At 63.3% G+C, this 25,457-nt stretch carries 23 protein-coding genes; 18 read left to right on the top strand and 5 right to left on the bottom strand.

Annotated features, from left to right (window positions below; all coding sequences use genetic code 11):
• The first annotated feature begins 22 nt into the window (after window positions 1-22).
• The gene (locus tag ACODR8_RS11820) at window positions 23-1,438 is read left to right on the top strand and encodes an aldehyde dehydrogenase family protein (protein ID WP_489007417.1); all 1,416 of its coding nucleotides are present in this window, start codon (window positions 23-25) and stop codon (window positions 1,436-1,438) included.
• A gap of 1 nt (window position 1,439) precedes the next feature.
• A complete protein-coding gene (locus ACODR8_RS11815) occupies window positions 1,440-3,029 on the top strand; it encodes an SMP-30/gluconolactonase/LRE family protein (RefSeq protein WP_489007416.1) in 1,590 nt (529 codons plus the stop codon).
• A gap of 117 nt (window positions 3,030-3,146) precedes the next feature.
• Here ACODR8_RS11815 and ACODR8_RS11810 read toward each other — a convergent pair whose 3' ends face one another.
• On the bottom strand, window positions 3,147-3,968 hold the full coding sequence (locus ACODR8_RS11810; protein ID WP_489007415.1) for an IclR family transcriptional regulator: 822 nt from the start codon (window positions 3,966-3,968) through the stop codon (window positions 3,147-3,149).
• A gap of 147 nt (window positions 3,969-4,115) precedes the next feature.
• Between ACODR8_RS11810 and ACODR8_RS11805 the strand changes: the two genes are divergently transcribed.
• From ACODR8_RS11805 to ACODR8_RS11795, 3 genes are all read left to right on the top strand, one after another.
• Entirely contained in the window at window positions 4,116-5,681 is a 1,566-nt protein-coding gene (locus ACODR8_RS11805; RefSeq protein ID WP_489007414.1) for an acetate--CoA ligase, read from the top strand.
• A gap of 17 nt (window positions 5,682-5,698) precedes the next feature.
• Window positions 5,699-6,847 (top strand): FAS1-like dehydratase domain-containing protein, encoded by a 1,149-nt coding sequence (locus ACODR8_RS11800; RefSeq protein WP_489007413.1) that lies wholly within the window; start codon window positions 5,699-5,701, stop codon window positions 6,845-6,847.
• Window positions 6,848-6,961: 114 nt separating this feature from the next.
• Complete coding sequence (locus ACODR8_RS11795; protein WP_489007412.1) at window positions 6,962-7,873, top strand: SDR family NAD(P)-dependent oxidoreductase; 912 nt, start codon at window positions 6,962-6,964, stop codon at window positions 7,871-7,873.
• Between the two features lie 144 nt (window positions 7,874-8,017).
• On the opposite strand, the gene ACODR8_RS11790 is transcribed toward ACODR8_RS11795, so the two are convergent.
• The 4 genes from ACODR8_RS11790 to ACODR8_RS11775 are packed head-to-tail and all read right to left on the bottom strand — an operon-like array spanning window position 8,018 to window position 12,295.
• Complete coding sequence (locus ACODR8_RS11790; RefSeq protein WP_489007506.1) at window positions 8,018-9,181, bottom strand: sulfotransferase family protein; 1,164 nt, start codon at window positions 9,179-9,181, stop codon at window positions 8,018-8,020.
• A complete protein-coding gene (locus ACODR8_RS11785) occupies window positions 9,181-10,455 on the bottom strand; it encodes an MBL fold metallo-hydrolase (RefSeq protein ID WP_489007411.1) in 1,275 nt (424 codons plus the stop codon). The genes ACODR8_RS11790 and ACODR8_RS11785 overlap by 1 nt, the downstream gene beginning before the upstream one ends.
• A complete protein-coding gene (locus ACODR8_RS11780) occupies window positions 10,452-11,462 on the bottom strand; it encodes a zinc-dependent alcohol dehydrogenase (RefSeq protein ID WP_489007410.1) in 1,011 nt (336 codons plus the stop codon). The genes ACODR8_RS11785 and ACODR8_RS11780 overlap by 4 nt, the downstream gene beginning before the upstream one ends.
• Before the next feature lie 14 nt (window positions 11,463-11,476).
• Window positions 11,477-12,295, bottom strand: coding sequence for an SDR family NAD(P)-dependent oxidoreductase (locus ACODR8_RS11775; RefSeq protein WP_489007409.1), 819 nt, complete (start codon window positions 12,293-12,295; stop codon window positions 11,477-11,479).
• A 155-nt stretch (window positions 12,296-12,450) separates the two neighbouring features.
• Between ACODR8_RS11775 and ACODR8_RS11770 the strand changes: the two genes are divergently transcribed.
• From ACODR8_RS11770 to ACODR8_RS11710, 13 genes are all read left to right on the top strand, one after another.
• Window positions 12,451-13,326, top strand: a complete 876-nt coding sequence (locus ACODR8_RS11770) for a helix-turn-helix transcriptional regulator (RefSeq protein WP_489007408.1) — start codon at window positions 12,451-12,453, stop codon at window positions 13,324-13,326.
• Window positions 13,327-13,437: 111 nt separating this feature from the next.
• Complete coding sequence (locus ACODR8_RS11765; protein ID WP_489007407.1) at window positions 13,438-13,911, top strand: VOC family protein; 474 nt, start codon at window positions 13,438-13,440, stop codon at window positions 13,909-13,911.
• On the top strand, window positions 13,908-14,288 hold the full coding sequence (locus ACODR8_RS11760; RefSeq protein WP_489007406.1) for a VOC family protein: 381 nt from the start codon (window positions 13,908-13,910) through the stop codon (window positions 14,286-14,288). Before ACODR8_RS11765 ends, ACODR8_RS11760 begins: the two co-directional genes overlap by 4 nt.
• A 183-nt stretch (window positions 14,289-14,471) precedes the next feature.
• The gene (locus ACODR8_RS11755) at window positions 14,472-16,886 is read left to right on the top strand and encodes a TonB-dependent receptor (RefSeq protein WP_489007405.1); all 2,415 of its coding nucleotides are present in this window, start codon (window positions 14,472-14,474) and stop codon (window positions 16,884-16,886) included.
• 314 nt (window positions 16,887-17,200) lie between these two features.
• A complete protein-coding gene (locus tag ACODR8_RS11750) occupies window positions 17,201-17,893 on the top strand; it encodes a TetR/AcrR family transcriptional regulator (RefSeq protein WP_489007404.1) in 693 nt (230 codons plus the stop codon).
• Between the two features lie 3 nt (window positions 17,894-17,896).
• A complete protein-coding gene (gene acuI, locus ACODR8_RS11745; protein ID WP_489007403.1) occupies window positions 17,897-18,880 on the top strand; it encodes an acrylyl-CoA reductase (NADPH) in 984 nt (327 codons plus the stop codon).
• Window positions 18,881-18,901: 21 nt separating this feature from the next.
• On the top strand, window positions 18,902-20,584 hold the full coding sequence (locus ACODR8_RS11740) for a class I adenylate-forming enzyme family protein (RefSeq protein ID WP_489007402.1): 1,683 nt from the start codon (window positions 18,902-18,904) through the stop codon (window positions 20,582-20,584).
• On the top strand, window positions 20,581-20,994 hold the full coding sequence (locus ACODR8_RS11735; protein WP_489007401.1) for a nuclear transport factor 2 family protein: 414 nt from the start codon (window positions 20,581-20,583) through the stop codon (window positions 20,992-20,994). Before ACODR8_RS11740 ends, ACODR8_RS11735 begins: the two co-directional genes overlap by 4 nt.
• 21 nt (window positions 20,995-21,015) lie before the next feature.
• On the top strand, window positions 21,016-21,777 hold the full coding sequence (locus ACODR8_RS11730) for an SDR family NAD(P)-dependent oxidoreductase (RefSeq protein ID WP_489007400.1): 762 nt from the start codon (window positions 21,016-21,018) through the stop codon (window positions 21,775-21,777).
• Complete coding sequence (locus tag ACODR8_RS11725) at window positions 21,777-22,205, top strand: nuclear transport factor 2 family protein (RefSeq protein WP_489007399.1); 429 nt, start codon at window positions 21,777-21,779, stop codon at window positions 22,203-22,205. The genes ACODR8_RS11730 and ACODR8_RS11725 overlap by 1 nt, the downstream gene beginning before the upstream one ends.
• Before the next feature lie 119 nt (window positions 22,206-22,324).
• Complete coding sequence (locus tag ACODR8_RS11720; RefSeq protein ID WP_489007398.1) at window positions 22,325-23,107, top strand: hypothetical protein; 783 nt, start codon at window positions 22,325-22,327, stop codon at window positions 23,105-23,107.
• Window positions 23,108-23,206: 99 nt separating this feature from the next.
• On the top strand, window positions 23,207-23,944 hold the full coding sequence (locus tag ACODR8_RS11715) for an SDR family oxidoreductase (RefSeq protein WP_489007397.1): 738 nt from the start codon (window positions 23,207-23,209) through the stop codon (window positions 23,942-23,944).
• Between the two features lie 37 nt (window positions 23,945-23,981).
• A complete protein-coding gene (locus ACODR8_RS11710) occupies window positions 23,982-25,448 on the top strand; it encodes an aldehyde dehydrogenase family protein (RefSeq protein ID WP_489007396.1) in 1,467 nt (488 codons plus the stop codon).
• The last annotated feature ends 9 nt before the right edge of the window (window positions 25,449-25,457 follow it).

The raw sequence follows: 25,457 nt of genomic DNA, 5'->3' as shown, positions 1-25,457 counted from the left end.
GGATATAAAGACGGAGAGACCCATGCGCGACCATCTGCAATTCTACATCGACGGCCAGTGGGTCGATCCGGTCGAACCCAAAACCGCCGAGGTCATCAACCCGGCGACCGAGCAGGTTGCCGGCCACATCGCGCTGGGTTCGCCAGCCGACGTGGACAAGGCCGTCGCCGCCGCCCGCCGCGCTTTCCCCGCCTGGTCGGAAACGACGCGGGAACAGCGGCTTGACCTGCTCCGCGCGATCCAGGCCGAATATCAGCGCCGCCTGCCCGATCTGGGCGCGGCCATCCGCGAGGAAATGGGCGCGCCATCGGGCCTCGCCAACGGTTTCCATGTCGGCCTTGGCGCAGGCCATCTCCAGACCGCCATCGAACTGCTGGAAAATTTCGCGTTTGAGGAACTGCGTGGACCCACCATGATCCGTCGCGAGCCGATCGGCGTCTGCGCGCTCATCACGCCCTGGAACTGGCCGATGAACCAGACCTGCGTGAAAGTCTTTCCCGCGCTCGCTACCGGCTGCACCATGATCCTCAAACCGCCACAACTCGCGCCGTTCTCCGCCCAAATCCTTGCCGAAATCATCGACGCGGCGGGCGTGCCAGCCGGCGTGTTCAACATGATTCAGGGCCAGGGCAGCGTCATCGGCACGGCGCTCTCGACCCATGCAGATGTCGATATGGTGAGCTTCACCGGCTCCGAGCCGGTCGGCGTGCAAATCCAGAAGGATGCTGCCACCACGGTCAAGCGCGTCGGCCTGGAACTGGGCGGCAAAAGCGCGTTCATTGTGCTGGACGACGCTGCGCTGGCGGACAACGTCACTGGCGCAACCGCGGGCATGATGGGCAATAGCGGCCAGACATGCAGCGCCGGATCGCGCCTGCTCGTCCCCGCCGCCCGCCTCGACGAAGCGCTCGCAGCGGCCAAGGCGGCTGCTGACGCCGTGACTGTTGGCGATCCGGCAGGCGATGTCGCCATGGGTCCGGTCGTGTCCAAGGCGCAGTACAACATCATCCAGGACTATATCGCCAAGGGCGTGGCCGAAGGCGCGACCCTGATCGCGGGTGGCCCCGGTCGCCCTGACGGCATCGAGCGGGGCTGGTTCGTCCGCCCGACTGTGTTCCTTGGCACCAACGACATGATCATCGCGCGCGAGGAAATTTTCGGTCCGGTGCTGGTCATCATCCCTTACACTGATCTGGACGATGCCCTCGCCATCGCCAATGACAGCCCCTTTGGCCTGGCGGGCTATGTCAACGGCCTCGACACGGACACGGTCCACGCCGTCGCCCGCCGCCTGCGCACCGGCTGGGTCAGCATGAATGGCGGCTTCGATTTCCACGCTCCCTTTGGCGGCTACAAGCGCAGCGGCAACGGGCGCGAATGGGGCGAGTTCGGCTTCCACGAATATCTCGAAGTCAAATCCATGCTGGGTTACGGCTGATATGAATGGCCGCATCGCGCCCAGCGGCATGACGGCGGGGGAAGGGTGGAGCCTTGAAAGGCTCACCCCGCCCAGTCGCCTCTATGGCGCGAACGGCCTCGCCACCGGCGCGGATGGTCGCCTCTATGTCGCGCAGGTCGGCGGCAGCCAGGTCAGCGCAATCGACGTGGACACAGGCGCCATCTCCACCATCAGCCCGATGGGCGGCGCGATCGTCGCGCCCGACGATCTTGTGTTCGATGAAGCGGGCAATCTCTACCTCACCGAAATCACCGAAGGCCGCGTGTCGATGCTGACGCCCGGCGGGCAGGCGCGTATCATCCATGGCGACATGCCCGTCGCCAACCCGATCACCTGGCATCAGGGTCGGCTGATCGCGGGCGAATGTCGCATGGGCGCGCGCATCATGGAATTGCCGCTCGACGGCGGCGCACCGCGCCTCATCCTCGACAATGTGCCGATGGCCAATGCCTTTCAGGTGGGGCCGGACGGCAAACTCTATTTCCCCGTCATGGGTGCCAATGAAATCTGGCGCGTGGACCTCAACGGCGGCGCGCCCGAAATCGTCGCGGGCGATCTGGGTGTGCCGGACTCGGTCAAGTTCGACAGCAAGGGCCGCCTCGTCACCACCCAGGTTGCGAGCGGTCAGGTGCTGCGTATCGACCCGGTCAGCGGCACCCGCGAAATATTGGCCGATCTTGGCCCCGGCCTCGACAATGTCAGCTTCATCGGCGACCGCATCTTCGTCTCCAGCATCCCCGGCGAGATCACCGAATTGATGGGCGACGGCAAGGTCCGCTCCGTCGTCCCACGCGCATTGCAATGGCCGCTTGGTCTGGCGGTGGACGGGGCAGGGACGATCTTCGTCGCCGATGGCACCTTCGGCTACACGCTGCGTCCCGGCGCTGCGCCCCAACTGGCGGGCATGATCTTCTACCCCGGCTGCCCCGGCTATTTGCGCGGCGTGGCACCCGGCGCGCAGTCGGGCGAATGGATCGTCACCACCGGCACCGGCAGCCTTGCGCGTTATCGACCGGGGGAGGGGGCCAGCGACTTCATGAGCCATGGCCATGACCGGCTGATGGGCGTCGCGGTCAATACCAGCGGCGCGATCGTCTTTGCCGAACAGGGCAGGGGGCAGGTGCATGTCGCTGAAAATGGCGGGGTGCGCGAAATCGCCAGTGGTCTCGACCAGCCGATGGGCGTCGCGGTGGATGGCGACACCGCCTATGTCGCCGAAGCGGGCAAGGGGCGCATCGTCCGGCTCCAACAGGGCAGCAAGCCGGAAACGGTCGCTGAAGGACTGGGCCGCCCCGAAGGCATCGCGATCAGCAACGGCACCCTCTATGTCGTCGACACTCAGACGAAATCGCTGATCGCACTTGATCCCGCCAGCGGCGCGCAGCGCGTCATCGCCACCCATCTGCCGGTCGGTGCCCCTGTCGGCATCACCCCCAAATATCTCGGACCGATCGGCGACATGGCGGGACCGATGATCAATTTCTGCGGCCTCACCGCCGGACCCGACGGCACCCTCTATCTGTCGGGCGACGCCGAAGGCAGCGTGCTGGCGCTACGCCCCGCTACATAAACCTCCGTTCGTTTCGAGCCCTTCGACTGCCCGCCTGCGGCAGGCGCTCAGGATAAACTACGTCGAGAAACCTGCGCGCAGGTTTCTCGACTTCGCTCGAAATGAACGGATTTTGTGCTAAGCGCCGCCGCCCAACTGCCCCGACAAAGCACCCGCCGCCTCCACGAGCGCCGCCTGCAACGCGCCAAGCTCCCGCCCCAGCGCCGCGCCGATGCCGATTGCGACCAGCGCATGAACCGGGCGTCCCGCGCCTTTCCACACCGGCGCGGACACCACGGTCGCGCCCGCAATATATTGCCCCTCATCGACCGCGAAGCCCTGCGCACGGGTCTGGCGCAACTGCTCCATCCAATCGTCAAAGGCAGGTGGATCGTCCCAGCGCAACTGGTCGAACCGCGCCTTCAACTCTTCAACCGGATAATCGCCAAAGGCCGCGATGCAGCGCCCCGTCGCACTGATCAACGCCGGAAAACGACTCCCGACCTGCGTGCTGAGCTGAAACCCGCTGCCCGACTGCGCCATGGCGACGACGATCATATGGTCCAGCCCCACCGCCTGCACCCCCAACATGGTCAGGCCAAAACGCCCCGCCAGCCGATCGAGATGGGGCTGCGCCAGATCGTTGAACAGGTCGCGCCGCAACCAGTGCCGCGCCAGCGTCAGCACGCCTGCCTCTAGCGCATAGCGTTTGGTGTCGGGATCGAACGACACTAGTTCCTCCTCCGTCAGCGCGCGCAGCACATAAAGGCAGGTGGACGGCACCAGCCCCAATTCCTTGGCAATCGCCTGCACCCCCAGCGGTCGATCGCTCTTGCCCAGCAGCCGCAGGATCGCCGCCGCACGGGTGATGGCGGGCGCCTTGCTGTCCTTCACCGCATTGGCGACCTTGCGCACGGTGGAGGGTGGCCGGGGGCGGGCAGGGGGCAGGGGATCGCTCATGGTCCATCCCTATCGCACCGCCGATCAGCTGTCATTCAAAATATCGAACATCATTCACCATTTACAACAGATGAGTCGGTATGACATCCAGCAATCACCGTGGAGGCGGGCCGCAAGCCTGTTCGATATAGTGAATGGATATATGTGATGGTGAAGCTCACCGACTATAGCAGCTATGCCGATGCGCAGGCCCATGCGACGTCCAATGCGCCATGGGAGCTGTTCGACGGCAACCGCGAAGAGATGAACATCGCGCATGAGTGCATCACCCGCCATGCCGATGGATCGGGCCGTCCTGCGGTGCGGATCGCGCACGCTGATGGCCGCGACGAAATATTGAGCTTCGACACGATTTCGGCTGGCGCGGCGCGCTTTGCCCATTGGCTCGATGCAGAGGGCGTTCAACCCGGCGAACGCATCGCGTTCATGCTTGAACCCTCCTTACCTTTCTATGTCTGCCTGTTCGGGGCGATGCAGACGGGCGCGATTTCGGTGCCGCTCTTCACTTTGTTTGGCCCCGATGCGCTGCGCCTGCGGGTCGATGACTGCAAGCCGACGATCCTGATCACCAATAGTGAAAAGGCGGACCTTGCCCGCAGCATGAACGGCCCGCGCGTCGTCGTCGCCGACGATGGCCTGCTGGACGAGATTGAAAAATATCCCGCGACCTACACGCCGAAAACCAAAGCGAACGACCTGGCCGTGTTCCAATATACGTCCGGCACCACTCGCGAACTGCCTGAAGCCGTCAAGCACAGCCACCGCGCGCTCGTGACGCTGATGTTTGCCGCGCTCTACGGCACTGGCATCCGTCCGGGCGACGAATTTTTCTGCCCCTCCTCGCCCGCCTGGGGTCATGGATTGTGGCACGGCACGCTGGCCCCGCTGGGCATGGGCGTGACGACCGGCACCTTTGCGGGCCGGTTCGATCCGGTGCGGCTGATGAAGGCGCTGGATGATTATGGCATCACCAACATGTCGGCTGCCGCGACCCATTATCGCATGATGAAGAATAGCGGCAAGGCAGGCGATTACAGCTTCCATTTCAAGAAGCTGTCCTACACCGGCGAACCGATCGACCCGGCGACGCTCGACTTCATCGACACCTATTTCAAGGTGCCTGCCTGCTCCATGTATGGCACCACCGAAATCGGCGTGGTGCTGGTCAATTATCCCGGTGCCGACGATTTCACCGTCAAGCCCGGCTCGCTTGGCAAGGCGGTGCCGGGCCAGAAACTGCAAGTGCAGCGCCCCGATGGCACGTCGTCCGACCCCGGCGAAATCGGCGAACTGATGCTGTGGCGGCGCGACAAGTGGGAAACCACCAAGGATCGCGCGAAGATCGACGCCGACGGCTATTTCTACCATTGCGGCCGCGCCGACGATGTCATCATTTCGGCTGGCTGGACGATGAGCGCGGTGGAGATTGAAAACACCCTGCTCAAGCATCCGACCGTGCTGGAATGTGCCGTCATCGGCGTGCCCGATCCGCAACGAGGGCAGGTGGTCAAGGCGTTCGTCATCGCCAATGTCGATGGCAGCGACGCGCTGGTGAAGGAACTCCAGACCTTTACCCGCGAAAAACTCGCCCAGCATGAATTTCCCCGCGTCGTGGAATTCGTGACCGAACTGCCCAAGACCCCGGCGGGGAAAGTCCACCGCAAAATCCTTCGAGATCGTGAGGCTGCAAAAGCAGCCGAACTCGTCAACTGAACCCCAGGAGAAGAAATATGGCAACTTTGGCGGAAGCCCCCACCAATAAATTCCCCAAGATCACCGAGGAAGGCCTCGACGATCTGCGCAAGCGCATTGGCGTGAAGATCGAAAATACGGTCGAACCGTGGAATTATGAAGCGACCCGCGACGCGATCCGCCACTATGCCCATGGCATTGGCGACGATAACCCGCTGTGGTGCGACCCGGCCTATGCCGAAAAGACCAAATATGGCTCGGTCGTCGCACTGCCCAGCTTCCTGTTCACCACCAGCCGCATCATTTCGGGCTATTGCGGTGGCCTGTCGGGCGTCCACGCCATGTGGGCGGGTGCCGACTGGACCTGGCACAAGCCGGTGCTGCGTAACGACACGATCCGCACGGAGGCCTATCTCAAGGATCTGGTCGAGCATCAGACCAAGTTTGCCGGCCGTTCGTTCCAGCAGATCTACCATGTCGACTTCTTCAACCAGTCGGGCGACAAGGTGGCCGAAGGCGACAGCTGGGTATTCCGCACCGACCGCGACGAAGCCCGCGAACGCGGCACCAAATATACCGAAGCCCGTGGCCGCGTGGAGCAATATACCGAGGAAGAACTGGCCGAATTCACCCGCCTGTATCAGGAGGAAGAAATTCGCGGCTCCGTTCCCCGTTATTGGGAAGATGTGAAGGTCGGCGACGAACTGCCGCGCATGATGAAGGGACCGATGACGGTTACCGGCTTCATCTGCTATGCTCAAGGGTGGGGCGGCCTCTACATCCGCGCCAACAAGCTCGCCAACCAGATGCAGCAGGCGCATCCTGGCCTGGGCATCCGCAACCGCTTCAACGTGCCGGATTGCCCTGAGCGGGTTCACTGGGACGAAGCCTTCGCGCTCGAAGTCGGCGCGCCGGGGGCTTATGACTATGGTCCAGAGCGTTGCAGCTGGCTGACCCACCACATCACCAACTGGATCGGTGACGATGGCTTCCTGACGCGCAGCAAGTGCCAGATCCGCCGCCACAATCCCGATGGCGACGCGATCTACATCGACGGCAGCGTGATCCGCAAGTTCGAGGAAAACGGCAAGAAGTTCGTCGAGATCCAGCAGCAGGCGACCACCCATCGCGGTGAAGTCTCGGCCTTCGGCACCTCGATCGCGCAATTGCCCAGCAAGCCAGCCTGATCCTCCAGGGGTAGGAGAGGAAGGGTCGTCGCCGCAGCGATATGCGGCGGCGGCCCTTTTTCGTTGCGTCCGTACCGCTAAGATCGGGCCAAAGTGAGTTGAGAGGGTCGCAGGATGGATGAAATGCGCTTTGACGGCCGGGTGGCCGCGATCACCGGGGCGGGCCGTGGGTTGGGCCGCGCCTATGCGCTCTTGCTGGCGGCGCGCGGCGCAAGGATCATCGTCAACGATCCGGGCGTGTCGATGCAGGGGGAGGGGCGCGATGCCGGTCCCGCCCAGGCCTTGGTCGATGACATCCGCGCCGCCGGGGGCGACGCCATCGCCTCGACCGACAGTGTCGCGACGCCGGAAGGCGGGCAGGCCATCATCGACGCTGCCATCACCCATTATGGCCGCATCGACATCCTCATCCACAATGCCGGCATCGTCCGTCGCGGATCGCTCAATGACTTGAGCTATGCCGATTTCGAAACGGTGCTGGACGTTCATATGCGCGGCGCTTTTCACGTCGTGCGCGCGGCCTTCCCGCATATGACGGCTGCCAATTATGGCCGCATCGTCCTGACCGGATCGATCAACGGCCTCTATGGCAATGCAGGCGTCGTCAATTATTCCATGGCCAAGGCCGCGATGACCGGACTGTCCAACGTCGCCGCGATCGAGGGGGCAGCGCATAATATCAAGAGCAACATCATCCTGCCCGGCGCGGTCACCCGCATGGCCGATGGCCTCGACACCAGCGCCTATCCACCGATGGACCCGGACCTGGTCGCCCCCACGGTCGGCTATCTGGCGCATGAAAATTGCGCGGTATCGGGCGAAATGCTGATCGCCATGGCAGGCCGCGTCGCCCGCGCCTATACGATGGAAAGCAAGGGCATGTTCCGCCCCGACTGGACCATCGAACAGGTCGCGGACAATCTCGACACCATCCGCGCCACCGACGACGCGCTCCATTTCCCGCCCGTGCCGGACGGCCATATGGACCATCTGCGCTACTGCTTCGCGATGGCGCGGGCGGGGTAAAGCACCCAAAACCGTTCGTGCTGAGTAGAGCCTGAGCGGAGTCGAAGGCTCGTATCGAAGCATCAAGCGCTGTGCCTGATCCTTCGATATGCCGCTTCGACAAGCTCAGCGTCTACTCAGGACGAACGGTGCTTGATTGCAGCCTCAAACCTTACACTTGATCCCGAACCGCTCGGTATAATCCTTGAAATGCGCATGGATGCCCGCGCGGTCCAGCCCGTAATCGGCCAGGTCATAGCTATGCTTGCCATGCTTGCCCTGCGGATTGGCGTCCAGCATCGCCTGCATCGCGGTTTCCGCCTCTGCCGTCAGCTCCGTGTCGAACCGCGCATAGAGCCGCTTCATCTCGCCGATCGGATCGCGCAGCTGCGCGTCATATGGGATGTCGTGGATCGACTCCGCGCCATGCTTCTCGCGATAGGCCATCATCCGCTCGATCATCAGGTCGAAGGTGCGCAGTTGCGACTTGCCGACTTCGACCGGGTCGACATCATCGCTGAACATCTTGCGCACCTGATAGACCAGGCTGCACGCCGAAGCGACGACATCGGCGGGATCGCGATGGGTCATCACCAGCTGCGCGTCGGGATAGATGGTGGTCAGGTCGTTGAGAAACAGCGGATGCCACGGGTTCTTGAGCGTCCACTGCCCACCATTATTTTCCTGCAACAGCTGGAACAGCCGCTTCTGATAGCGGAAGGCAGGCAGATAGCTCGTGGAGAACAACCACTTCTGATAGCTCGGAATATTGAGGACCGAGTCATAATATTGCGCGCAAAAGGATGGCGACATCGAGAATTGGCACTCGGTCGGGCTGTCGGCATCCTCATGATGCATCGCCGAAATATGCGGCGCATATTGGAGCATCATGTCGAGCCGCGCCTGCTCCGCGACATAGCGCGGATCGCTGCTCAGCGCGCCCTTGGCCGCAGGCGGCACGCTGTTGAACGCTTCCCAGCGCAGGAAGCAACGCCGCACCGGATCAGCGTTCAGCAAATTGATCGTCAGCGTGGTCCCCGTGCGCGGCAGGCCGAATACGAACAGCGGCTTTTCGACCGGCGCGTCCAGCAGCGCAGGATGCCTGGCCAGATAATCCTCGACCTGCAAGCGGTTCGCCAGCGTCGCTATGATCTGCTGCGCCCAGCGGCCCTGTGCCGCCTCGGTCAGCTTGGCTTCCCGGTTGATCGCGTCGATCAGGACATGCAGCCCCTCCAATATCGCATCGTCGCCCAGATCATTAAGGCCCGTCTGTTCACGCGCGGCGGCGATCAGTGCATCGGCGTCCAGCCCTGCGGTTGTGGTGGTCATCATCCTTCTCCCTTATCTGTTTGGCTGGCGAGGCGTTTCTCCGTCTCGGCGATTTCCGCCTTCAGCCACATGGTTTCCGACAGGTTGGTGCTGCCGCTCGCGGCCAGCAATTGCTCCAGCGCGGCCTTGCGTACGGTCAGGCCAGCCTCATGATCGGGCGTCACGCCGAGCGCGATGTCGATCAGATGCAGCGCCTCCAGCGGTCGACCCGCCGCCGCATGAACATGGGCGCGGCCCACGATCGCGCCTGCGCCACCCGCCAGTTCGACCAGATCGGCACTCACCGCCGAACGCGGCACGCCATAGAGCGCCGTGGTGCCATCGGCATAGTGGAACCAGCCGCTATTTTCCTCCCAGATGGCGCGCACCACCCAGCTGGTCTTGCCGTGGAACTCGCCGATTTTCAGATCGGCGGGCAGGGCAATCTCGCGCATCAGATCCTGCACCGTCCGGCCCGCATTCATCCCCGCGATCGTCTCGCGCTCCAGATAGCTGACCGCCGCGTGCATCGCGTCGAGGTCCGCGCGGATCGTCTCTGCCCCCCGGATCGGATCGCCATGGCCGGTAATCAACAGTTCCGCGCCCAGCGCCCGCACCTGCTCGACCGACCGCAGATAGGCGCGCACCAGCCGGGGCTTGTCGCCGCGCATCGTCACCAGATTGGGCATGGCCCGCCACACCGGGCCGAACAGATTGCCGGTAAAGACGGTCCTTTCGCCCGGCATCCACACGAATACCGAATCCAGGCTTTCGCCGCCTGGCGTCTTGACCACCTCGAACCGGCGACCGCCCTGTTCGAACGCCAGCGTGGTCGCGACCTCCACATCCGGCACAATCACCGGCGGCTTTGGCGGCGGCCCGTCGCGCCGGGTCATGGACGCCCATAATTTGCCCGACCGGCGACCGAGGAACGGCGCAAGCCGGTCGAAATAATCCACCGTCTCGGTAAAGCCCGCCCCGACTATGATCTGCGTGCCGTCCTCCTTCTGGTCGGGCAGCGCGCCATAATGGTCGGCATGGGCCTGCGTCACGATGATGCGCCGCAATGGCCCTGTGCGATGCGCGGCAAACAGCCCCTTGTTGCGCGCGCCATTACCCAGAAAGCCCGTATTGACCAACAGGTCGCCGTCGCCCGTCGTCACCAGATAGGCGTTGGAAATATCCTTCACCATGAAGATGCCGTCACCGATCCGCTCAGCGTCGCTCTGGCCCTGACCCGCCATCACCAGCGCGCCAAGCGGAGTCTGGGGGGGCGTCTGTTGCTTCTCGCTCATGCGCTGGCGCTTTCAAATTCGATCATCACCTTGGCCGATTGTGGCCGCGCGGCGATGTCCAGCCCTTCGATCACCCGGTCGAACGGCAATGTGTGGCTGATGAGCGCGGCGATCTTGTCCTTCAAACGCGGCATAGCGGCGATCACGTCGGGCATTTCGGTCGGGTAACCGACCGCCGTGGTGATCGTCATTTCGGTGGTCAGCATCGGCCCGGCGGGCAGTTCAATGGGCTTGAGATAGGCGGCGGTAATGACATGGCGCGCATGGCTCTTGGCCAGCGTCACCACATCATGCAGGATCGATGGCGCACCCGCCGCGTCGATATAGGCGTCGGTCAGCGACTTCTCCCGCCCGAACACCATGACCGTGCCGTGGATCGCCTTGATCCGGGCGATCGCATCCTCGCTGGCCGGATTGATCGTCGTCGCCCCCAGCGCCCGCGCTCGCTCCAGCCGCTCCTCCGCCAGATCCAGCGCGATCACGTCGCACCCCCGGTCCACCGCCCACAGGATCATGCCCAGACCAATCGGCCCGCAGCCGAAAATCACGATCTTGTCGCCCGCCTTGGCCTGCGCCCGGTTGACCCCGTGCATCGCGACCGATAGCGGCTCGCACATCGCCGCGACATCATAGGGGAGGCCGTCGGGAATGGGCAGCAAACTGTCGCCCAGCCGGGCGTCGCGCACCAGCAATTCCTCGGTAAACGCTCCTTCCGGCCCGCCGCTGCCGATATAGCTGGGCGTCATCATCGGGTTGATGATGACGCTCTGCCCCACCGACACGCCGGTCACTTCATCGCCCACGAACATCAATTCGCCCGCGCCTTCATGGCCCAGCGCGGTGCGTTTGCCCGGCGTCGGGATGCCGCCATTTTTGATGTAGCTGAGGTCACTGCCGCAAATGCCGCAGGCCTTCATCTTGACGACCACATCCTTCGGCCCGGCTTCGGGCCGTTCATAGGAGTCCAATCGCACGTCATTGACGTCATGAATGGTGAGCAGGCGCATAAGGGCGGTTCCGATCAGAAAGCGTAGGGGGGATAGATCAGGCTGCCGCCGTCGATCACGATGGTATCGCCGGTGTGGAAGCGCGACGCGTCGGAGCAGAGATAGGCACCGATCCCTTCAAAATCTTCGATCGCGCCGGGCCGGTGGATCGGCGTCTTGGCGGAAAAATGCGCGTCCACAGCGGCCATGCGCGCCTTCATCTCCTCCGTCATGCCCTGATCGCCGCCGATGCCCGTTTTGACATAGCCGGGCGCGATGCTGTTGGCGCGGATCTCATATTTGCCCAGTTCCGCCGCCATGCCACGCACCGCTGCGCCCATGCCGCCCTTGGACGCGGCATAATTGTTGATGCCCGGCATCCCGTGAAACATCGACAGGCTGCCGCAATAGACCAGGCTCCCGCCCGGCTCGCCAGCCTCTGCCCGCGCGACCATCGCCTTGGCTCCTTCGCGCAGGGTGAAGAAGGCGCCGTGCAGGTTCACCGCCATCAAATCATGCCATTCCGCTGAATCCAGTGTCAGCACTGACCGGCTGCGTGACGCGCGGCCGGAATTGGCGAATACGCAATCGACCCGCCCGAAATCGGCGAGCAGCTGCGCATAGCCTGCAATGATTGCTTCTTCGGAGGCCACGTCGACCTGATAGGTTTCGACCCGGCTTGCGCCCGCTGCCAGCAGGTCCGCTTTGGCCGCCTCATTCTTCTCCGCATTGCGCGCCCAGATGGCGATCTTGCCGCCCATCTTGGCGACCCCGCGTGCAAAGCCCAAACCAATGCCGCCATTGCCGCCGGTCACCAGCGTCACTTTATCCGAACAGTCGAAAAGACCCGCCACCTGTCGCTCTCCTATGAAAGAATGTCGCCGCCCCTTGGCGGTCCTGTGCTGGCGGCGATTGTCGGTCAGCACGGGCTGCCCCGCAATTGACCTGACTGTAGATATCAGGCCATAATCCACCGATAGGGCCAAGACCAAACAGGGAGGTGAGGGCGATGCCGCGAAACGAAACTTACGCCCAATCCATGTTCGAGGCGGAACTGATCGTCCCCTCGGCGCAGGTGCGGATCATGCGGCTGCGTCTGGAACAGCCGACCGACCGGCTGTTCCGCCGCGCCGACCATTATTGGCTCGACCTGTGCCTGACCCCCCGCCCGGAAAAGGCGCGCGGCTGCTATCGGGAGCGATGGGGACCGCATCGCTACGAACCGTTGGGCGAAATCTTCCTCGTGCCGCCTGGCGAAGCGATCCATATCCGCAGCGAATCGGGTGGGCGGCAGGCATCGGTGGTGTGTGAAATTCCGGCCGAGGCCATCGACCGCTGGCTCGATGACGGTGGCATCGAATGGACCGACCGGCGGCTGGCGGCAGGCCTCGACATCGCCCACCCGCATATGCGCGCCTGCCTGCTCCGCCTGGCGCAAGAGGTGCGCCATCCCGGTTCGGGTAGCGCGACCCTGGCCGAACTCATCGCCCAGCAACTCGCGATCGAGGTCGCGCGCTATTGTCAGGCGATTGCCGAGGGACCGATCAGCGGGGGTCTAGCCTCCTGGCGTCTGCGCCGCATCGACGAACGGCTGCATCAGCCCGGCCCGCCACCCGCGCTGGAGGAGCTGGCGACCCTGTGCAACATGTCCCCGCGCCAGCTGACCCGCGGGTTTCGCGCCTCGCGCGGCCATTCGATCGGCGACCATATCGCCCAGACCCGCATCGACATGGCCAAGCGCCATCTGGCCACCAGTGAAAGCATCAAGGAAATCGCCTTCGCGCTCGGCTTTGCCTCCCCGTCCAGCTTCGCCTTCGCCTTCCGCCGCGCTACCGGCTCCACCCCGCGCCAATTCCGCCAGCGCCAGCTCCGACCTGTGGCTTGAGAGCGATAGTATGTCTCGATAAGGACATAAACTGGTCTTGGAAAAACCGCTTCACATTGTCCAACTCACTGTCGGGATAATCAAAATGACAGATCAGGGGAGGGCAGGACGATGATCGTCGGTCGCCATTATCAAAACGCCTATGTGACCCGAAACGTCGACAAGGCCGTCGCAGAGTTCAAGGAACGCGCCGACATCCGCACCCTTTTGGAAACGCAAGTCTCGGTCAATCTGTGGACCCCGCAGGGCGAAGGCGTCGGCGTCCAGAAACTCGCCTTCGTCTGGGTCGGCGACCTGCAATGTGAACTGATCCAGCCGATCGAAGGCGATGTCCTGTCGCTCTATCGCGACGCTCTACCCGCCGATGACAGCCTGACATTCCATCATGTCTGCCAGTTGGTGGATGATTGGGACGCCTTCATGGCGCGGGTCGATCAGCAACCCTTTCCCGTCGTCCTGAAAGGCGGCACGCCGGGGATGCTCGAATTTCTCTATCTCGATACCCGGCCATGGCTTGGCCATTATACCGAATATGTATGGATGGTGCCCGACCGCTGGGCCGCTATGGGAGGACGACCGGCATGATCACCCTGGCCCGCTTCGGCACAAACGACCTTGATCGCGCCAAAAGCTTCTATGACGAACTGGCCACGCTACTGGGCGCGGTCCGCGCCTTCGACCGGCCCGACGTCGTGGCCTATAAGGCGGCCGACGGCGGCATGTTGCTGATCGGCAAGCCCTTCGCTGGCGACGCCTCCCCCGGCAACGGCAACCAGATCGGCCTCCAGGCCAACAGCCGCGCGCTGGTCGATGCCGTCCACGCCAAGGCGATTGACCTTGGCGGCCAGTGCGAAGGCAAACCCGGCATCCGCGGCGATGATCCCAACGGCTTCTACGGCGCTTACTTCCGCGACCCGGACGGCAACAAGCTGGTTATCTTCCGTTTCGGCCCTCCCGACTAGGCACTGGGAAACGGGCCATAAATCGCGTCAGAATCGCAGCGGCGATATATAAACACCCCTGTTCATTAGCGACTCCGCAAGCCGACATTATCGGGCATAACAACCCTCACAAAAGCACAATGACGATCGCGCCCAGCCGGACAGCATGATTCGGGGCGGCGCCTATTTGGGGAGGACATTTCTATGAAGCGCATGACAGCCTATTATCTGATGGGCGCCAGCATGGCGGCCCTGACCCTGCCGATGCAGGCAATGGCGCAGGAAGCGCCGCAGGACTCCTCGTTCGACGCGCCCACGATCATCGTGCAGGCCCGTCGCCGCGAAGAAGATGTGCAGGACGTTCCGGCCGTCATCAACGCGGTGACCGCCCAGTCGATCGCCAACCTCAATTTCCGTGAATTTGCCGAAGTCAAATCGCTGGCGCCGGGTCTGGAACTGACCACCAACGCCAACGGCATCGGCGGCAATGCGCGTCTGCGCGGCGTCAATTTCGACGCCAATGCCAGCGGTAACAACGGTACGGTCGAATTCTACTTCAACGACGCGCCGATTTCGCCGGGCGTGATCCTCCAGCAAATGTACGACATCGGCCAGATCGAAGTGCAGCGCGGGCCGCAGGGTACGTTGCGCGGCCGCGCTTCGCCGTCCGGCTCGATCACCATCACCACGCGCAAGCCCGACCTCAACCAGTTTGGCGGCTATGCCGACTGGACCGCCAATGACATCGGCACGCTCAACTTCAAGGGCGCGCTCAACGTACCGGTCATTGAAGGCATTGCCGGTATCCGCGTGTCGGGCGTGTGGGACGAAAATGAAGCCGATCGCGTCCGCCCCTTGGTGCGCACCGCCGGCGCACCAGATCCCCATTCGCGGACCAAGAGCTACCGCGTCGTTGGCCTGATCGAGCCGGCGGACTGGATCAGGCTGGAAGGCACCTATCAATATATGGACCGCGATGCGCGGACCTATGATCAGGCGATTTCCTTCAGCGAAGCCAATCCCGCCGCTGCTGCCAGCCCGGTGCTGATCACGGCCAAGGATCGCCTGTCGATCCAGGAACAGCCGCGGATCATCAACCAGCGGTTCGACATCTATAACTGGCGCGCGGAACTGGCGCAGTGGGGCCAGCGGCTGATCTATCAGGGTCAGTATAGCAAGCAGCAATTCTATTCGACCGACAATGTCGATGACGGCAATTTCTTCGTCGGTCGCGACGTCAACCAGACGACCAGCAGCGTGGCCAAGGGTACGTCGCATGAAATCCGCCTTCAGAATGAAGAGCGTGTTGCAGGCATTTTTGACTATGTTGTCGGCTTCTTCGACAGCAAGCTGAACCCGCCCACCAACCTGACCTCGCCGACGATCGTGGGTCTGGTGAGGCCAAATGCGGCTCCGGCCATTGCGGCGGTGGTCACCACCAATGTGGCGCGCACGGGCCGGGCGCATGAACAGTCGATTTTCGGCAATCTGACCGCGCATATCGGCGAAAGCACGGAAGTGTCCGGCGGTCTGCGCCAGATCAAATATAGCTCGCGCAATTTCCTGGCCGTCAATGGCAACACGATCGCCGCTGATACGCAGGATCTCAAGAAGGTGATTTACAACGCGTCGGTGAAGCATAATTTCTCCCCCGACTTCCTCGTCTATGCCGCGACCGGCAGCTCGATGCGGCCAGGCATCAATGTTGTGGGTGATTTCAACATCGCGAAATCGGCGCTGGAAAACAGCTTCCTCAACCTGCCGCCGGAAACGTCGAAATCCTACGAAGTTGGTTTCAAAAGTACGTTGATGGGTGGCCGGGCGCGTTTCAACGTCACCGCCTATCACCAGACCTTCAAGAATTTCCCGTATCGCGTACCCAATAACGGCGTCTACTATGTGAACACCGTTGCGATCCGCAACGCCACTGGCGCCGTGACTGGCACGGCGCAGCAGGTCAGTTCCTTCAACTTCGTCGGTGCCGTACCGGTGGAAGTGAACGGCATCGAAAGCGAACTGAACGTCGATGTCGCCCGCGGCTTCAACGTCGGCCTGACCGCCAGCTATTCGCTGGGCAAGATCAAGGGCGGCAACATCCCGTGCAACGATCTGAACGCCGATGGCATCCCCGATACGGTCGGTGCCGCGCCATCGCTGGCGCAGTTGCAGGCGGCAGTCGGTGCGAACAATCTGTCGAGCTGCGCCGTCTCGCAGCGTTCGTCCTTCATGCCGCCCTTCACCGCGACCTTGCAGAGCGAATATCACACCGCTTTGTCGGGCAAGGTCGACGGGTTCTTGCGTGGGCTGGTCAACTATAACGGCAAGTCCCTGGGCGATCCCGGCAATAATTTCGACGATGTCGGTGGCTACGCCCTTGCCAACCTCTATGCGGGTATCCGTTCGCCCGATGGCGGCTGGGAAATCGCCCTGTTCGCCAAGAACCTGTTTGATACGACCAAGGTGCTGACGCGTACCACGCCGCTCTTCACCGGCTATCAGATGATTACCGGTGCCACGACGACGGCCGCTGCGACCTTCAACAGCACCTACACCGGCGCCACGGTCACGCCGCCGCGTGAATTTGGCATCAACGTGCGTTTCCTGTTCGGGTCGCGCTGATCGACGACAGGCCGGTTCAGGGCTTTGGGATCGGCCGGGCAGCCCCATCGGGTTGTCCGGCCGATTGCTGTCATGGCCTTGAAAAACCGGCATGGCTCTTCGCTGGAGCGATGAACGGTCGGGTTCCGCGACGGGAGCGTCCGACTGCTTGACTCTCCCCGGCGCACAGGCAGGGATAGCGGCTGAACAGAATGATGGTGACGACGTGCCCTTGCCTGATGGACAACATGGACGTTGATTATCCGGGTGGTCCTGTCCGACATGCTTTGTGCCGGGACGGGGAAGCCGCCTGAAGGACAATTGAGGCACACGCTATGACGGACATTCGCAAAAGACGCGCTCGCGACCCCGCAGCTACCCGTGAGGCGATATTGGACGCCGCGCAGGCGCTGCTGGCCAAGCATGGCCCTGAAGGCATCAGCCTGGCGGAAGTGGCGACGCTCGCCGGGGTCAACCGCGGCACCGCCTATCAGCATTTCGAAACGCGCGACAAGCTGATCGCCGCCACGGCGGATGGCGTATCCGACAGTATGTTCCGGGCTGTGTTCGGCGATCCTGAAACGATCGGCGAACGACGGGTCGAGCAGGTCGACATTGCCGACACGACCGATCGCCTCGCCATTTTCGCGATGGACAATCCTGAACTCTGTCGCATCTGGTTGCTCCAGCTGCTGGCCTCGCCCGATCCGATGGCCGATCCCTTCTGGCGCGAATATGAAGGGTCGCTGCAACGCTTCGCCGACACCGACCTGGCGCAGCCTGGGATCGATGTCGAAGTGCTGTCGGTGATGATGCTGGCGGGGGCTTTTCTCTGGCCGGTCTGGGCGCGCTCTCACGCGCGCGATGATAATGAGCGCAGCCATCTCGCGCGCCGCATGGCGCAGGAGGCGCTGCGCCTGTGCATGTATGGATCGCTGCGCGCCGAATCTTTCCCCGAAGTTGCCGAACGCCTCCGGCAGGGCGTGGCGGCTGCCGATCCATCACCTTCCCTTTCGGAAAAGGACTAACCCATGTTTTCAGCCATCGTGATCGACAAGAGTGACGACAAGCAGAGCGTATCGCTCAGCCAAATTGACGAAGCGCAACTGCCCGAAGGGGATGTCACGATCGACGTCGATTATTCGACCCTCAATTACAAGGATGGCCTGGCCATCACCGGCAAGTCGCCCGTCGTCCGCAAATTCCCGATGGTGCCTGGCATCGACCTGGTCGGCACCGTGCGCTCATCCGATCATGCCGACTGGAAGCCGGGCGACAAGGTGGTCCTGAATGGCTGGGGCGTGGGTGAAGGCCATTGGGGCGGTCTGGCCCAGGTGGCCCGGCTCAAGGGCGACTGGCTGGTGCCGCTGCCCGCCGCCTTCACCGGCGCGCAGGCGATGGCGATCGGCACGGCCGGCTATACCGCTGCGCTATGTGTCGAGGCGCTGGTCAAAGCTGGCGTGACCCCCGATCAGGGCGAAATCCTCGTCACCGGCGCGACTGGCGGCGTGGGCAGTGTCGCGGTCGCCCTGCTGAGCAAGGCGGGGTACAAAGTCATCGGATCGACCGGCAAGGCGGCGGAGGCTGACTATCTGACCCAGCTGGGCGCGGCGGGCGTCATCGACCGCGCTGAACTCTCCGAAAAGGGCAAGCCGCTCCAGAGGGAACGCTGGGCCGGTGTCGTCGACTCGGTCGGCAGCTTCACGCTCGCCAATGCCTGCGCCCAGACCCGCTATGGCGGCGCGGTTGCGGCCTGCGGTCTGGCCCAGGGCGCGGATTTCCCCGTCACCGTCATGCCCTTCATCCTGCGCGGCGTGCGCCTGCTCGGCATCGACAGCGTGATGGCGCCCAAGCCACCGCGCATGGCCGCCTGGGAACGCCTGGCCCGCGATCTCGACCCCGCGCTGCTGGGCGTCATCGCCCATGAAATCCCCCTGTCGGAAGCGCCTGCCGCTGCCGCCGACCTGATCGACGGCAAGGTGCGCGGGCGCATCATCGTCAATGTGAACCGCTAAGCGATAAAGCGAGACCGCATCATGACCGACCAGCCGCTCTCGATCGTCGCCGGTCCCCCGCTCAGTGAGGAGCCGGGGCTGGGGACGCTGACATTGAGCGGCTGGTTGCGGGAAGTCACGGCCCGCTCCGGCCCGGCGGAAGCGCTCGTGATGCATGAAGGGGACAGCGCCACCCGCTGGACCTATGACGATCTGTGGGCGCGGGCGAACCAGGTCGCCCGCGCGCTCATCGCCTGTGGCGTGGGGAAGGGCATGCGCGTCGGCGTGCTGATGACCAATCGCCCTGAATTTCTCTCGGCGGTGTTCGGGGTCGCGCTGGCGGGCGGGGTTGCCGCGACGTTCAGCACCTTTTCGACGCCTGCCGAACTGGACCATCTGCTCCAGTCCTCGGCCTGCCACGTCCTGCTGATGGAGCGCAAAGTCCTCAAGAAGGATTTTACCGCGATCCTCATTGATCTGGAACCGGCCATCGCGACGGCTGCCCCCGGCGCACTGGCCGCGCCGCATTTTCCGTTCCTGCGCCACATCGCCTGCGTCGGCGGCGGCGATGGCATGATCGAGCCTTGGGACGATTTCCTTTCGCGCGGCGATGCGGTCGATCAGGCGCTGGTCGATGCGACCGCCGCTACCGTCACCCCGGCGGACCCCGGCGTCCTCTTCTTCTCGTCCGGCTCCACCGCCAAGCCCAAGGGCATCCTCTCAATGCATCGTGGCGTCACGCTGCAACTGTGGCGCTGGAAACGTTTTCTCGCCGCGAAGGAGGATGCTCGCGCCTGGTCGGCCAATGGCTTCTTCTGGTCGGGCAATTTCGCCATGGCAATCGGCGGCGCCCTGTCATCGGGCGGCAGCCTGATCCTGCAAGCCACCTTCCAGCCCGAAGAAGCGCTGACCCTGATGGAGCGGGAGCGGGCGACGATGGCTTTCGCCTGGCCGCATCAATGGACGCAATTGGAGGCGGCGGCCAACTGGAACGATGTCGATCTGTCGTCGCTCTATTATGTGAATCCCGCCAACCCGCTCGGCCGCCATCCGACCGTCAATACCGACTGGCAGGAGCCGATGAGCGCCTATGGCAATACCGAAACCTTCACGATCAGCACCATCTTCGATTCCGGCACGCCGGTAGAACGGATCGCCGACACCCATGGCGCGCCGCTGCCCGGCAATATTTTCAAGATCCTCGATCCGTTGACCGGCCAGGTCGTGCCGCTTGGTGAGCGTGGCGAAATCGCGGTCAAGGGGCCGACTTTGATGCTGGGCTATATCGGCGTGCCGCTGGACGAAAGCGTCGATGTGGACGGTTTCTTCCACACCGGCGATGGCGGCTGGTTCGACGCTGATGGTCGCCTCCACTGGGAAGGCCGCCTCAACGATATCATCAAGACCGGCGGCGCGAACGTCTCCCCGATCGAGATCGACACCGTCATCAAATCCTGCCCCGGCGTCAAAGTGACCCAGACCGTGGGCGTGCCGCACGAAACGCTGGGCGAACTGGTGGTCACCTGCATCGTCCCCCATCTCGGCGCGCCACTGGATGAGGAAGCGATCCGCAGCTTCGCCAAGGCGCAACTGGCCAGCTACAAAGTGCCGCGCCGCGTCCTCTTCTTCAACGAGGATGATCTGTCGCTGACCGGCAGCGCCAAGATCAAAACAGCGGACCTGAAAGCGCTGGTGGTCAAGCAGCTGGCTGCCGAACTGGCATGAGTGATCAGGCGGATCAGGCGCTGGCGATCGCCAATCTGAAGGCCCGTTATTGCGCCGCTGCCGACCTGTCCGCCAGCAACCCGGATCAGGCGCGCCGCCTGCTTGCCGATATATTCGCGGACAATTTCGTCGGCGATTATGGCATGGGCCTTTTCGAGGGTGCGCAGGCGATCACGGACTTTCTCTGCACCGCGATCGGCGCGAACAGCGAATGGATGATCCATATGCTCCATTCGCCCCGCATCGAAATAGATGGCGACCGCGCGACGGGCGACTGGACCGTGCTGGGCCATATGAAGCGGCGCGCTACCGGCGCGATCGACAGCGTCGTGGGCCGCTATAGCGACATTTTCCGCCTGACCCCAACGGGCTGGCGGATCGAGCGGGTGACCTTCACCCGCCTGCAATAATCAAAAAAGGACAAGAGGATCATGGCCGATCGTTTCAGCGGCAAGACCGTGCTGGTCACAGGCTCCGCAGGCGGGCTGGGCCGCGCCCATGCGCTGGCGTTCGCAGGCGAGGGCGCGCATCTCATCCTCGCCGACATTAACGAAGCGGGGCTGGCGGAGAGCAAGGCGCTGGTCGAGGGGCTAGGCAGCAGTGCCTCGGTCCACCGTGTCGACATGGGGCAGGAAGCTGACATCACGGCCTTTGCCACCACCGTGCTGGCCGCACATGACCGGCTCGACGTGCTGATCAACAATGCAGGCCTGCATGCGGGCGAAATTGCGCGCGGCTTCTTCGGCCTGGGCATGGCGAAATGGCAGCATTTTTTCGCGGTCAACACGTTCGGCCCAATGCTGCTCGCCGAAGCGCTGCGCCCCGCACTGGCTAAGGCGAAAGGCGTCATCATCAACAAATGCTCGATGGCCAGCTATAATCCCGCGACCGCCTATGGCATCACCAAGGCATCGCTCAATGTTTTCACCCACGCCATGGCGCAGCAATTCGGTGCGGACGAGATACGCTGCGTCGGCATCGCGCCGGGCCTGATGGAAACCGAAGCTGCCTTGCAAGGGGTCGATCCCGCCAATTGGGAGCGGCTGAAAGCCATGCAGTCGGTCAAGCGGCAGGGGACGGCCCAGGACATCTCCAACCTCGCCCTGTTCCTCGCCTCCGACGAAGGCAGTTTCGTCAATAATCAGGTCATCCTGTGCGACGGCGGCAACCAGATGCGCGGCTTCCGTTTCTGATGGCCGCGCCAGACTTTGCCGACTGGCTGGCCATCTCCGAGCTGAAGGCGCGCTATTGCCGCCTGCTCGACAGCAAGGACTGGGACGGCTGGGCGGCCCTGTTCACGCCAGACTTTTTTCTGGACGCCACCGGATCGGGCGGACCGCGCATAGAAGGACGGGACGCCTTCGTCGTCAGTATCCGCGGGTCGCTGGAAACCGCAGTCACGGTCCATCATGTCCATATGCCCGAAATTGCGGTGACGGGTGATGCCGCCACCGCAATCTGGCCGATGATGGATCATCTGGTCTGGCCCGACGGGCGCACGCTGACCGGCTATGGCCATTATCATGACCGCTATGTTCGCGTGGGCGGCGATTGGCTGATCGCGGAATCGCGTCTGACCCGCCTGCACATGGCTATGGTGTCGCCGCCCGACACGCCCTGATCGCATTGCCCCGGCGATCAATCGGCCGAGTGCGTCCAAGCCTCTGGCGCGCCGTCCCGGTCCATGCTGGATTAGCGCCAAACAAGCGCCATAGCGCGCGCCGCCAGAGGGCAGAGGCCATGAAACAGCATACCACTATCCACCTCCACAACGTCCCCGCTGGACGAGAGGCTGACTATGCCGCCTGGTTCGACGGCCAGCATCGCGACGACCTTGCCCGGTTGCGTGGCTTTCGTTCGGCCGACCGCTATGAATTGACGCCGCAGCAGATCATGCCCGACATTCCGCAGCCCTGGCGCTATATGAGCGTCTATGAACATGACACGGCGACCCCGGAAATAGACCTGCCTGCGCTCGCCCCCTTGCTGGCGCAGGCGCGCGACGCCGGGCTGATCGACGACAGCGACGAAAGCGAGCGTATCCACAGCTACGCCATGTATGCCGACTGGGCGTTCAGCCCCAATCATCGTCCCGACCAGCCATTCTCCGGCGTCAGCATCATCCTGGCCAACTTCGTCGCCGGGCGCGAAGCGGAATATCATCACTGGTATGACAATGTGCATTCCCCCGAAGTCACCCGCGTGCCGGGCAAGGTTGGCATGAAACGCGGTCGCCTGTCGCCGGTGCAGCTTGAACCCAGACGCTATTGCCCCGGCAGCGACCTGGTATTGTGCGCGCAGCAGACCGACGATCTGCTGTTCACCGTCAAGGATTTCAGCGCCCGCGCCCGCGGCGTCAGCCCCAGCGGCGTCGCTTTCGCGCCGCGCTCCGCCTCCGGCTCGGTCGCGCGCACGGTCCATTATTTCGCCAAGGTTAGCGGCACGCATTTCTGGCCCGGCGGCATCGCCTATGATGGCGATCTGTCCGTCTATCCGACCGACTTCGCCCGCCCGGTGGGCTAGCACCAAGCAGCTATCGCGCGCGCGATGGCCAGCCCCCTTGCCGCGCGCGCGCCGGTGCGGGAAGGAATGAAGCGACAATCAGGACAAGCGGAGCAGGATATGGCCAAGACGATCGTGATCACAGGAGCCGGCGATGGCCTTGGCCGCGCGCTCGCCCGCCGCTTTGCGCGCGACGGCGAAACCGTCATCCTGCTTGGCCGGACCTTGTCGAAGGTCGAAGCGGTCGCGGCGGAACTGGGCGCGCCGCATCTCGCCCTGCAATGCGATGTCGGTGATCCTAACTCGGTGCGCACCGCATTTGCGGCAATCGCCGCGCAGCATGAGCGCATCGACGTCCTCATCAACAACGCCGCCGTCTATGAACCCTTCACTCTTGCCGAAGTGCGCGACGACCAGATTGTCACGTCGCTGATGACCAACGTCGCCGGGCCGATCCATTGCGCCCGTGAAGCACTGCCGCTGCTGCGCGGCGGCGGGCATATCATCAACGTCAGCAGCGAATCCGTCGCGCTCAAAATGCCGATGCTGTGGATGTATGCCGGGGGCAAGGCGGCGCTGGAACTGGTATCGGACATGTGGTCGCGCGAACTGGAGGCCGATGGCATCCGCGTCACCACCGTACAGGCGGGCATGATGATGGATGAAACCAAGACCGGCAGCAGTTGGCCGGTCGACGTGTCGATGCGCTTTGGCCAGGAAAATGCCAAGGTCGGCATCAACCTGCGCGAACGTGGCATCAGCCATTATAACAGCGTGACGGACGCCTTCCGCGCCATCCTCGACATGCCCGCCGACCTGCACATGGGCATCGTCGCCCTCAACGCGCGCAAGCGCTGACCTCCCTTTTTCCCAAGCCTTTCGACAGGAACACGCCATGGCCACTCTTCCCGACGCCAAACTTTTCATCGACGGCGCGCTGCGCGAAGCACAGGGCGGCGCGACCTTCGACGTCATCAGCCCCTGGACCGGTGAGCCGGTCGGCAAGGCCGCCGATGCGTCGGCCGCCGATGTCGATGAAGCGATAGCCGCCGCCCGCCGTGCCTTCGACACGACCGACTGGTCCACCAATGTCGCCAAGCGCGTCGAACTGGTGACGAAGCTGCGCGCCCTGTTTGATGAGAATCGTGAACGCCTGTCGGATCTTGCCCGGAATGAAGCAGGCGCAGCGTTGGGCGCGGTCGGACGCGCCCATGTCGATATGGCGCTCGACGGCTGGGACGATTATCTGCGCCTCTTCCCGCAGTTGAAGTGGGACAAGGATTATGGCGGTCGCACCGGCTATGGCTTCGAAACCCAGCGCAAGGCGGTCTATGAACCCGTGGGCGTCGTCGGCGCGATCACCCCTTGGAACGTGCCGCTCTATGTGAACGTGGGCAAGGTCGTTGCGGCCTTGCTGGCGGGTTGCACCGTGATCCTGAAACCCGCGCCCAACACGCCGGGCATGGGCGCGATCTTCGGGGAACTGGCGCGCGAAGCAGGCTTCCCTGCCGGTGTCCTCAACGTCATCTTCGGCAGCGACGCGGCACTGGCCGGCGAAATGCTGGTCACTGACCCCCGCGTCGATCTCATCTCCTTCACCGGCTCCACCGGCGTCGGCAAGCGGATCATGGAACAGGGCGCCGCAACCCTGAAGCGCGTATTTCTGGAACTGGGCGGAAAATCGGCCAAGATCGTGCTGGAGGACAGCGCCAATTTCGCCATGGACGTCGCCCAGTCGATGCTCGTGTTCCACGCTGGTCAGGGTTGCGCCGTCCATTCGCGCCTGCTGGTCCCGCGCAGCCGCTATGAGGAAGCCAAGGCGGTCCTCAAGCACGCCTATGCCAGCTTCGGCGACAATTGGGGCGACTATGACAATCCCGCCCACATCATGGGTCCGGTCGTGTCGAAGCGGCAGATGGAGCGGGTACTGTCCTATGTCGACATCGGCGTTGCCGAAGGCGCGACTTTGCTCGCAGGCGGCAAGGCGCGGCCCGACAAGGGCAGCGGCTATTTCATCGAACCGACCTGCTTTGCCGACGTCACCAACGACATGCGCATCGCCCAGGAGGAGATTTTCGGTCCCGTTCTGGTAGTCATCCCATTCGATGACGACGATGACGCCGTCCGCATCGCCAATGAAAGCGCCTATGGCCTGTGCGGCGGCGTCTATTCGGCCGATCTCGATCGCGCGATCGCGGTCGCGAAGCGGATACGCACTGGATCGGTCAGCGTTAACGGCGGCATGTGCATCGCGGGAGACTTGCCTTTTGGCGGTTACAAGGCCAGTGGCATCGGTCGCGAATGGGGTCTGGAGGGAATCGAGGAATTTCTCGAAACCAAACTGATCGCATGGCGCGCCTGACGGACAAGT

It is taken from the genome of Sphingobium sp. FG58, assembly GCF_057809055.1.
The sequence above is the reverse complement of the archived record's forward strand: the minus strand, read 5'-3'. Positions and strand labels throughout refer to the sequence as shown.

Bases quoted from the DNA above. Each gene is read 5' to 3' on its own strand.
- ACODR8_RS11785 (WP_489007411.1), bottom strand. From the start codon at position 10,455: ATGAGCGAGAAGCAACAGACGCCCCCCCAGACTCCGCTTGGCGCGCTG.
- ACODR8_RS11725 (WP_489007399.1), top strand. From the start codon at position 21,777: ATGGCCGCGCCAGACTTTGCCGACTGGCTGGCCATCTCCGAGCTGAAG.
- ACODR8_RS11780 (WP_489007410.1), bottom strand. From the start codon at position 11,462: ATGCGCCTGCTCACCATTCATGACGTCAATGACGTGCGATTGGACTCC.
- ACODR8_RS11720 (WP_489007398.1), top strand. From the start codon at position 22,325: ATGAAACAGCATACCACTATCCACCTCCACAACGTCCCCGCTGGACGA.
- ACODR8_RS11795 (WP_489007412.1), top strand. From the start codon at position 6,962: ATGGATGAAATGCGCTTTGACGGCCGGGTGGCCGCGATCACCGGGGCG.
- ACODR8_RS11810 (WP_489007415.1), bottom strand. From the start codon at position 3,968: ATGAGCGATCCCCTGCCCCCTGCCCGCCCCCGGCCACCCTCCACCGTG.
- acuI (WP_489007403.1), top strand. From the start codon at position 17,897: ATGTTTTCAGCCATCGTGATCGACAAGAGTGACGACAAGCAGAGCGTA.
- ACODR8_RS11790 (WP_489007506.1), bottom strand. From the start codon at position 9,181: ATGACCACCACAACCGCAGGGCTGGACGCCGATGCACTGATCGCCGCC.
- ACODR8_RS11760 (WP_489007406.1), top strand. From the start codon at position 13,908: ATGATCACCCTGGCCCGCTTCGGCACAAACGACCTTGATCGCGCCAAA.
- ACODR8_RS11730 (WP_489007400.1), top strand. From the start codon at position 21,016: ATGGCCGATCGTTTCAGCGGCAAGACCGTGCTGGTCACAGGCTCCGCA.
- ACODR8_RS11715 (WP_489007397.1), top strand. From the start codon at position 23,207: ATGGCCAAGACGATCGTGATCACAGGAGCCGGCGATGGCCTTGGCCGC.
- ACODR8_RS11735 (WP_489007401.1), top strand. From the start codon at position 20,581: ATGAGTGATCAGGCGGATCAGGCGCTGGCGATCGCCAATCTGAAGGCC.
- ACODR8_RS11750 (WP_489007404.1), top strand. From the start codon at position 17,201: ATGACGGACATTCGCAAAAGACGCGCTCGCGACCCCGCAGCTACCCGT.
- ACODR8_RS11770 (WP_489007408.1), top strand. From the start codon at position 12,451: ATGCCGCGAAACGAAACTTACGCCCAATCCATGTTCGAGGCGGAACTG.
- ACODR8_RS11815 (WP_489007416.1), top strand. From the start codon at position 1,440: ATGAATGGCCGCATCGCGCCCAGCGGCATGACGGCGGGGGAAGGGTGG.
- ACODR8_RS11805 (WP_489007414.1), top strand. From the start codon at position 4,116: ATGGTGAAGCTCACCGACTATAGCAGCTATGCCGATGCGCAGGCCCAT.
- ACODR8_RS11740 (WP_489007402.1), top strand. From the start codon at position 18,902: ATGACCGACCAGCCGCTCTCGATCGTCGCCGGTCCCCCGCTCAGTGAG.
- ACODR8_RS11710 (WP_489007396.1), top strand. From the start codon at position 23,982: ATGGCCACTCTTCCCGACGCCAAACTTTTCATCGACGGCGCGCTGCGC.
- ACODR8_RS11820 (WP_489007417.1), top strand. From the start codon at position 23: ATGCGCGACCATCTGCAATTCTACATCGACGGCCAGTGGGTCGATCCG.
- ACODR8_RS11800 (WP_489007413.1), top strand. From the start codon at position 5,699: ATGGCAACTTTGGCGGAAGCCCCCACCAATAAATTCCCCAAGATCACC.
- ACODR8_RS11765 (WP_489007407.1), top strand. From the start codon at position 13,438: ATGATCGTCGGTCGCCATTATCAAAACGCCTATGTGACCCGAAACGTC.
- ACODR8_RS11755 (WP_489007405.1), top strand. From the start codon at position 14,472: ATGAAGCGCATGACAGCCTATTATCTGATGGGCGCCAGCATGGCGGCC.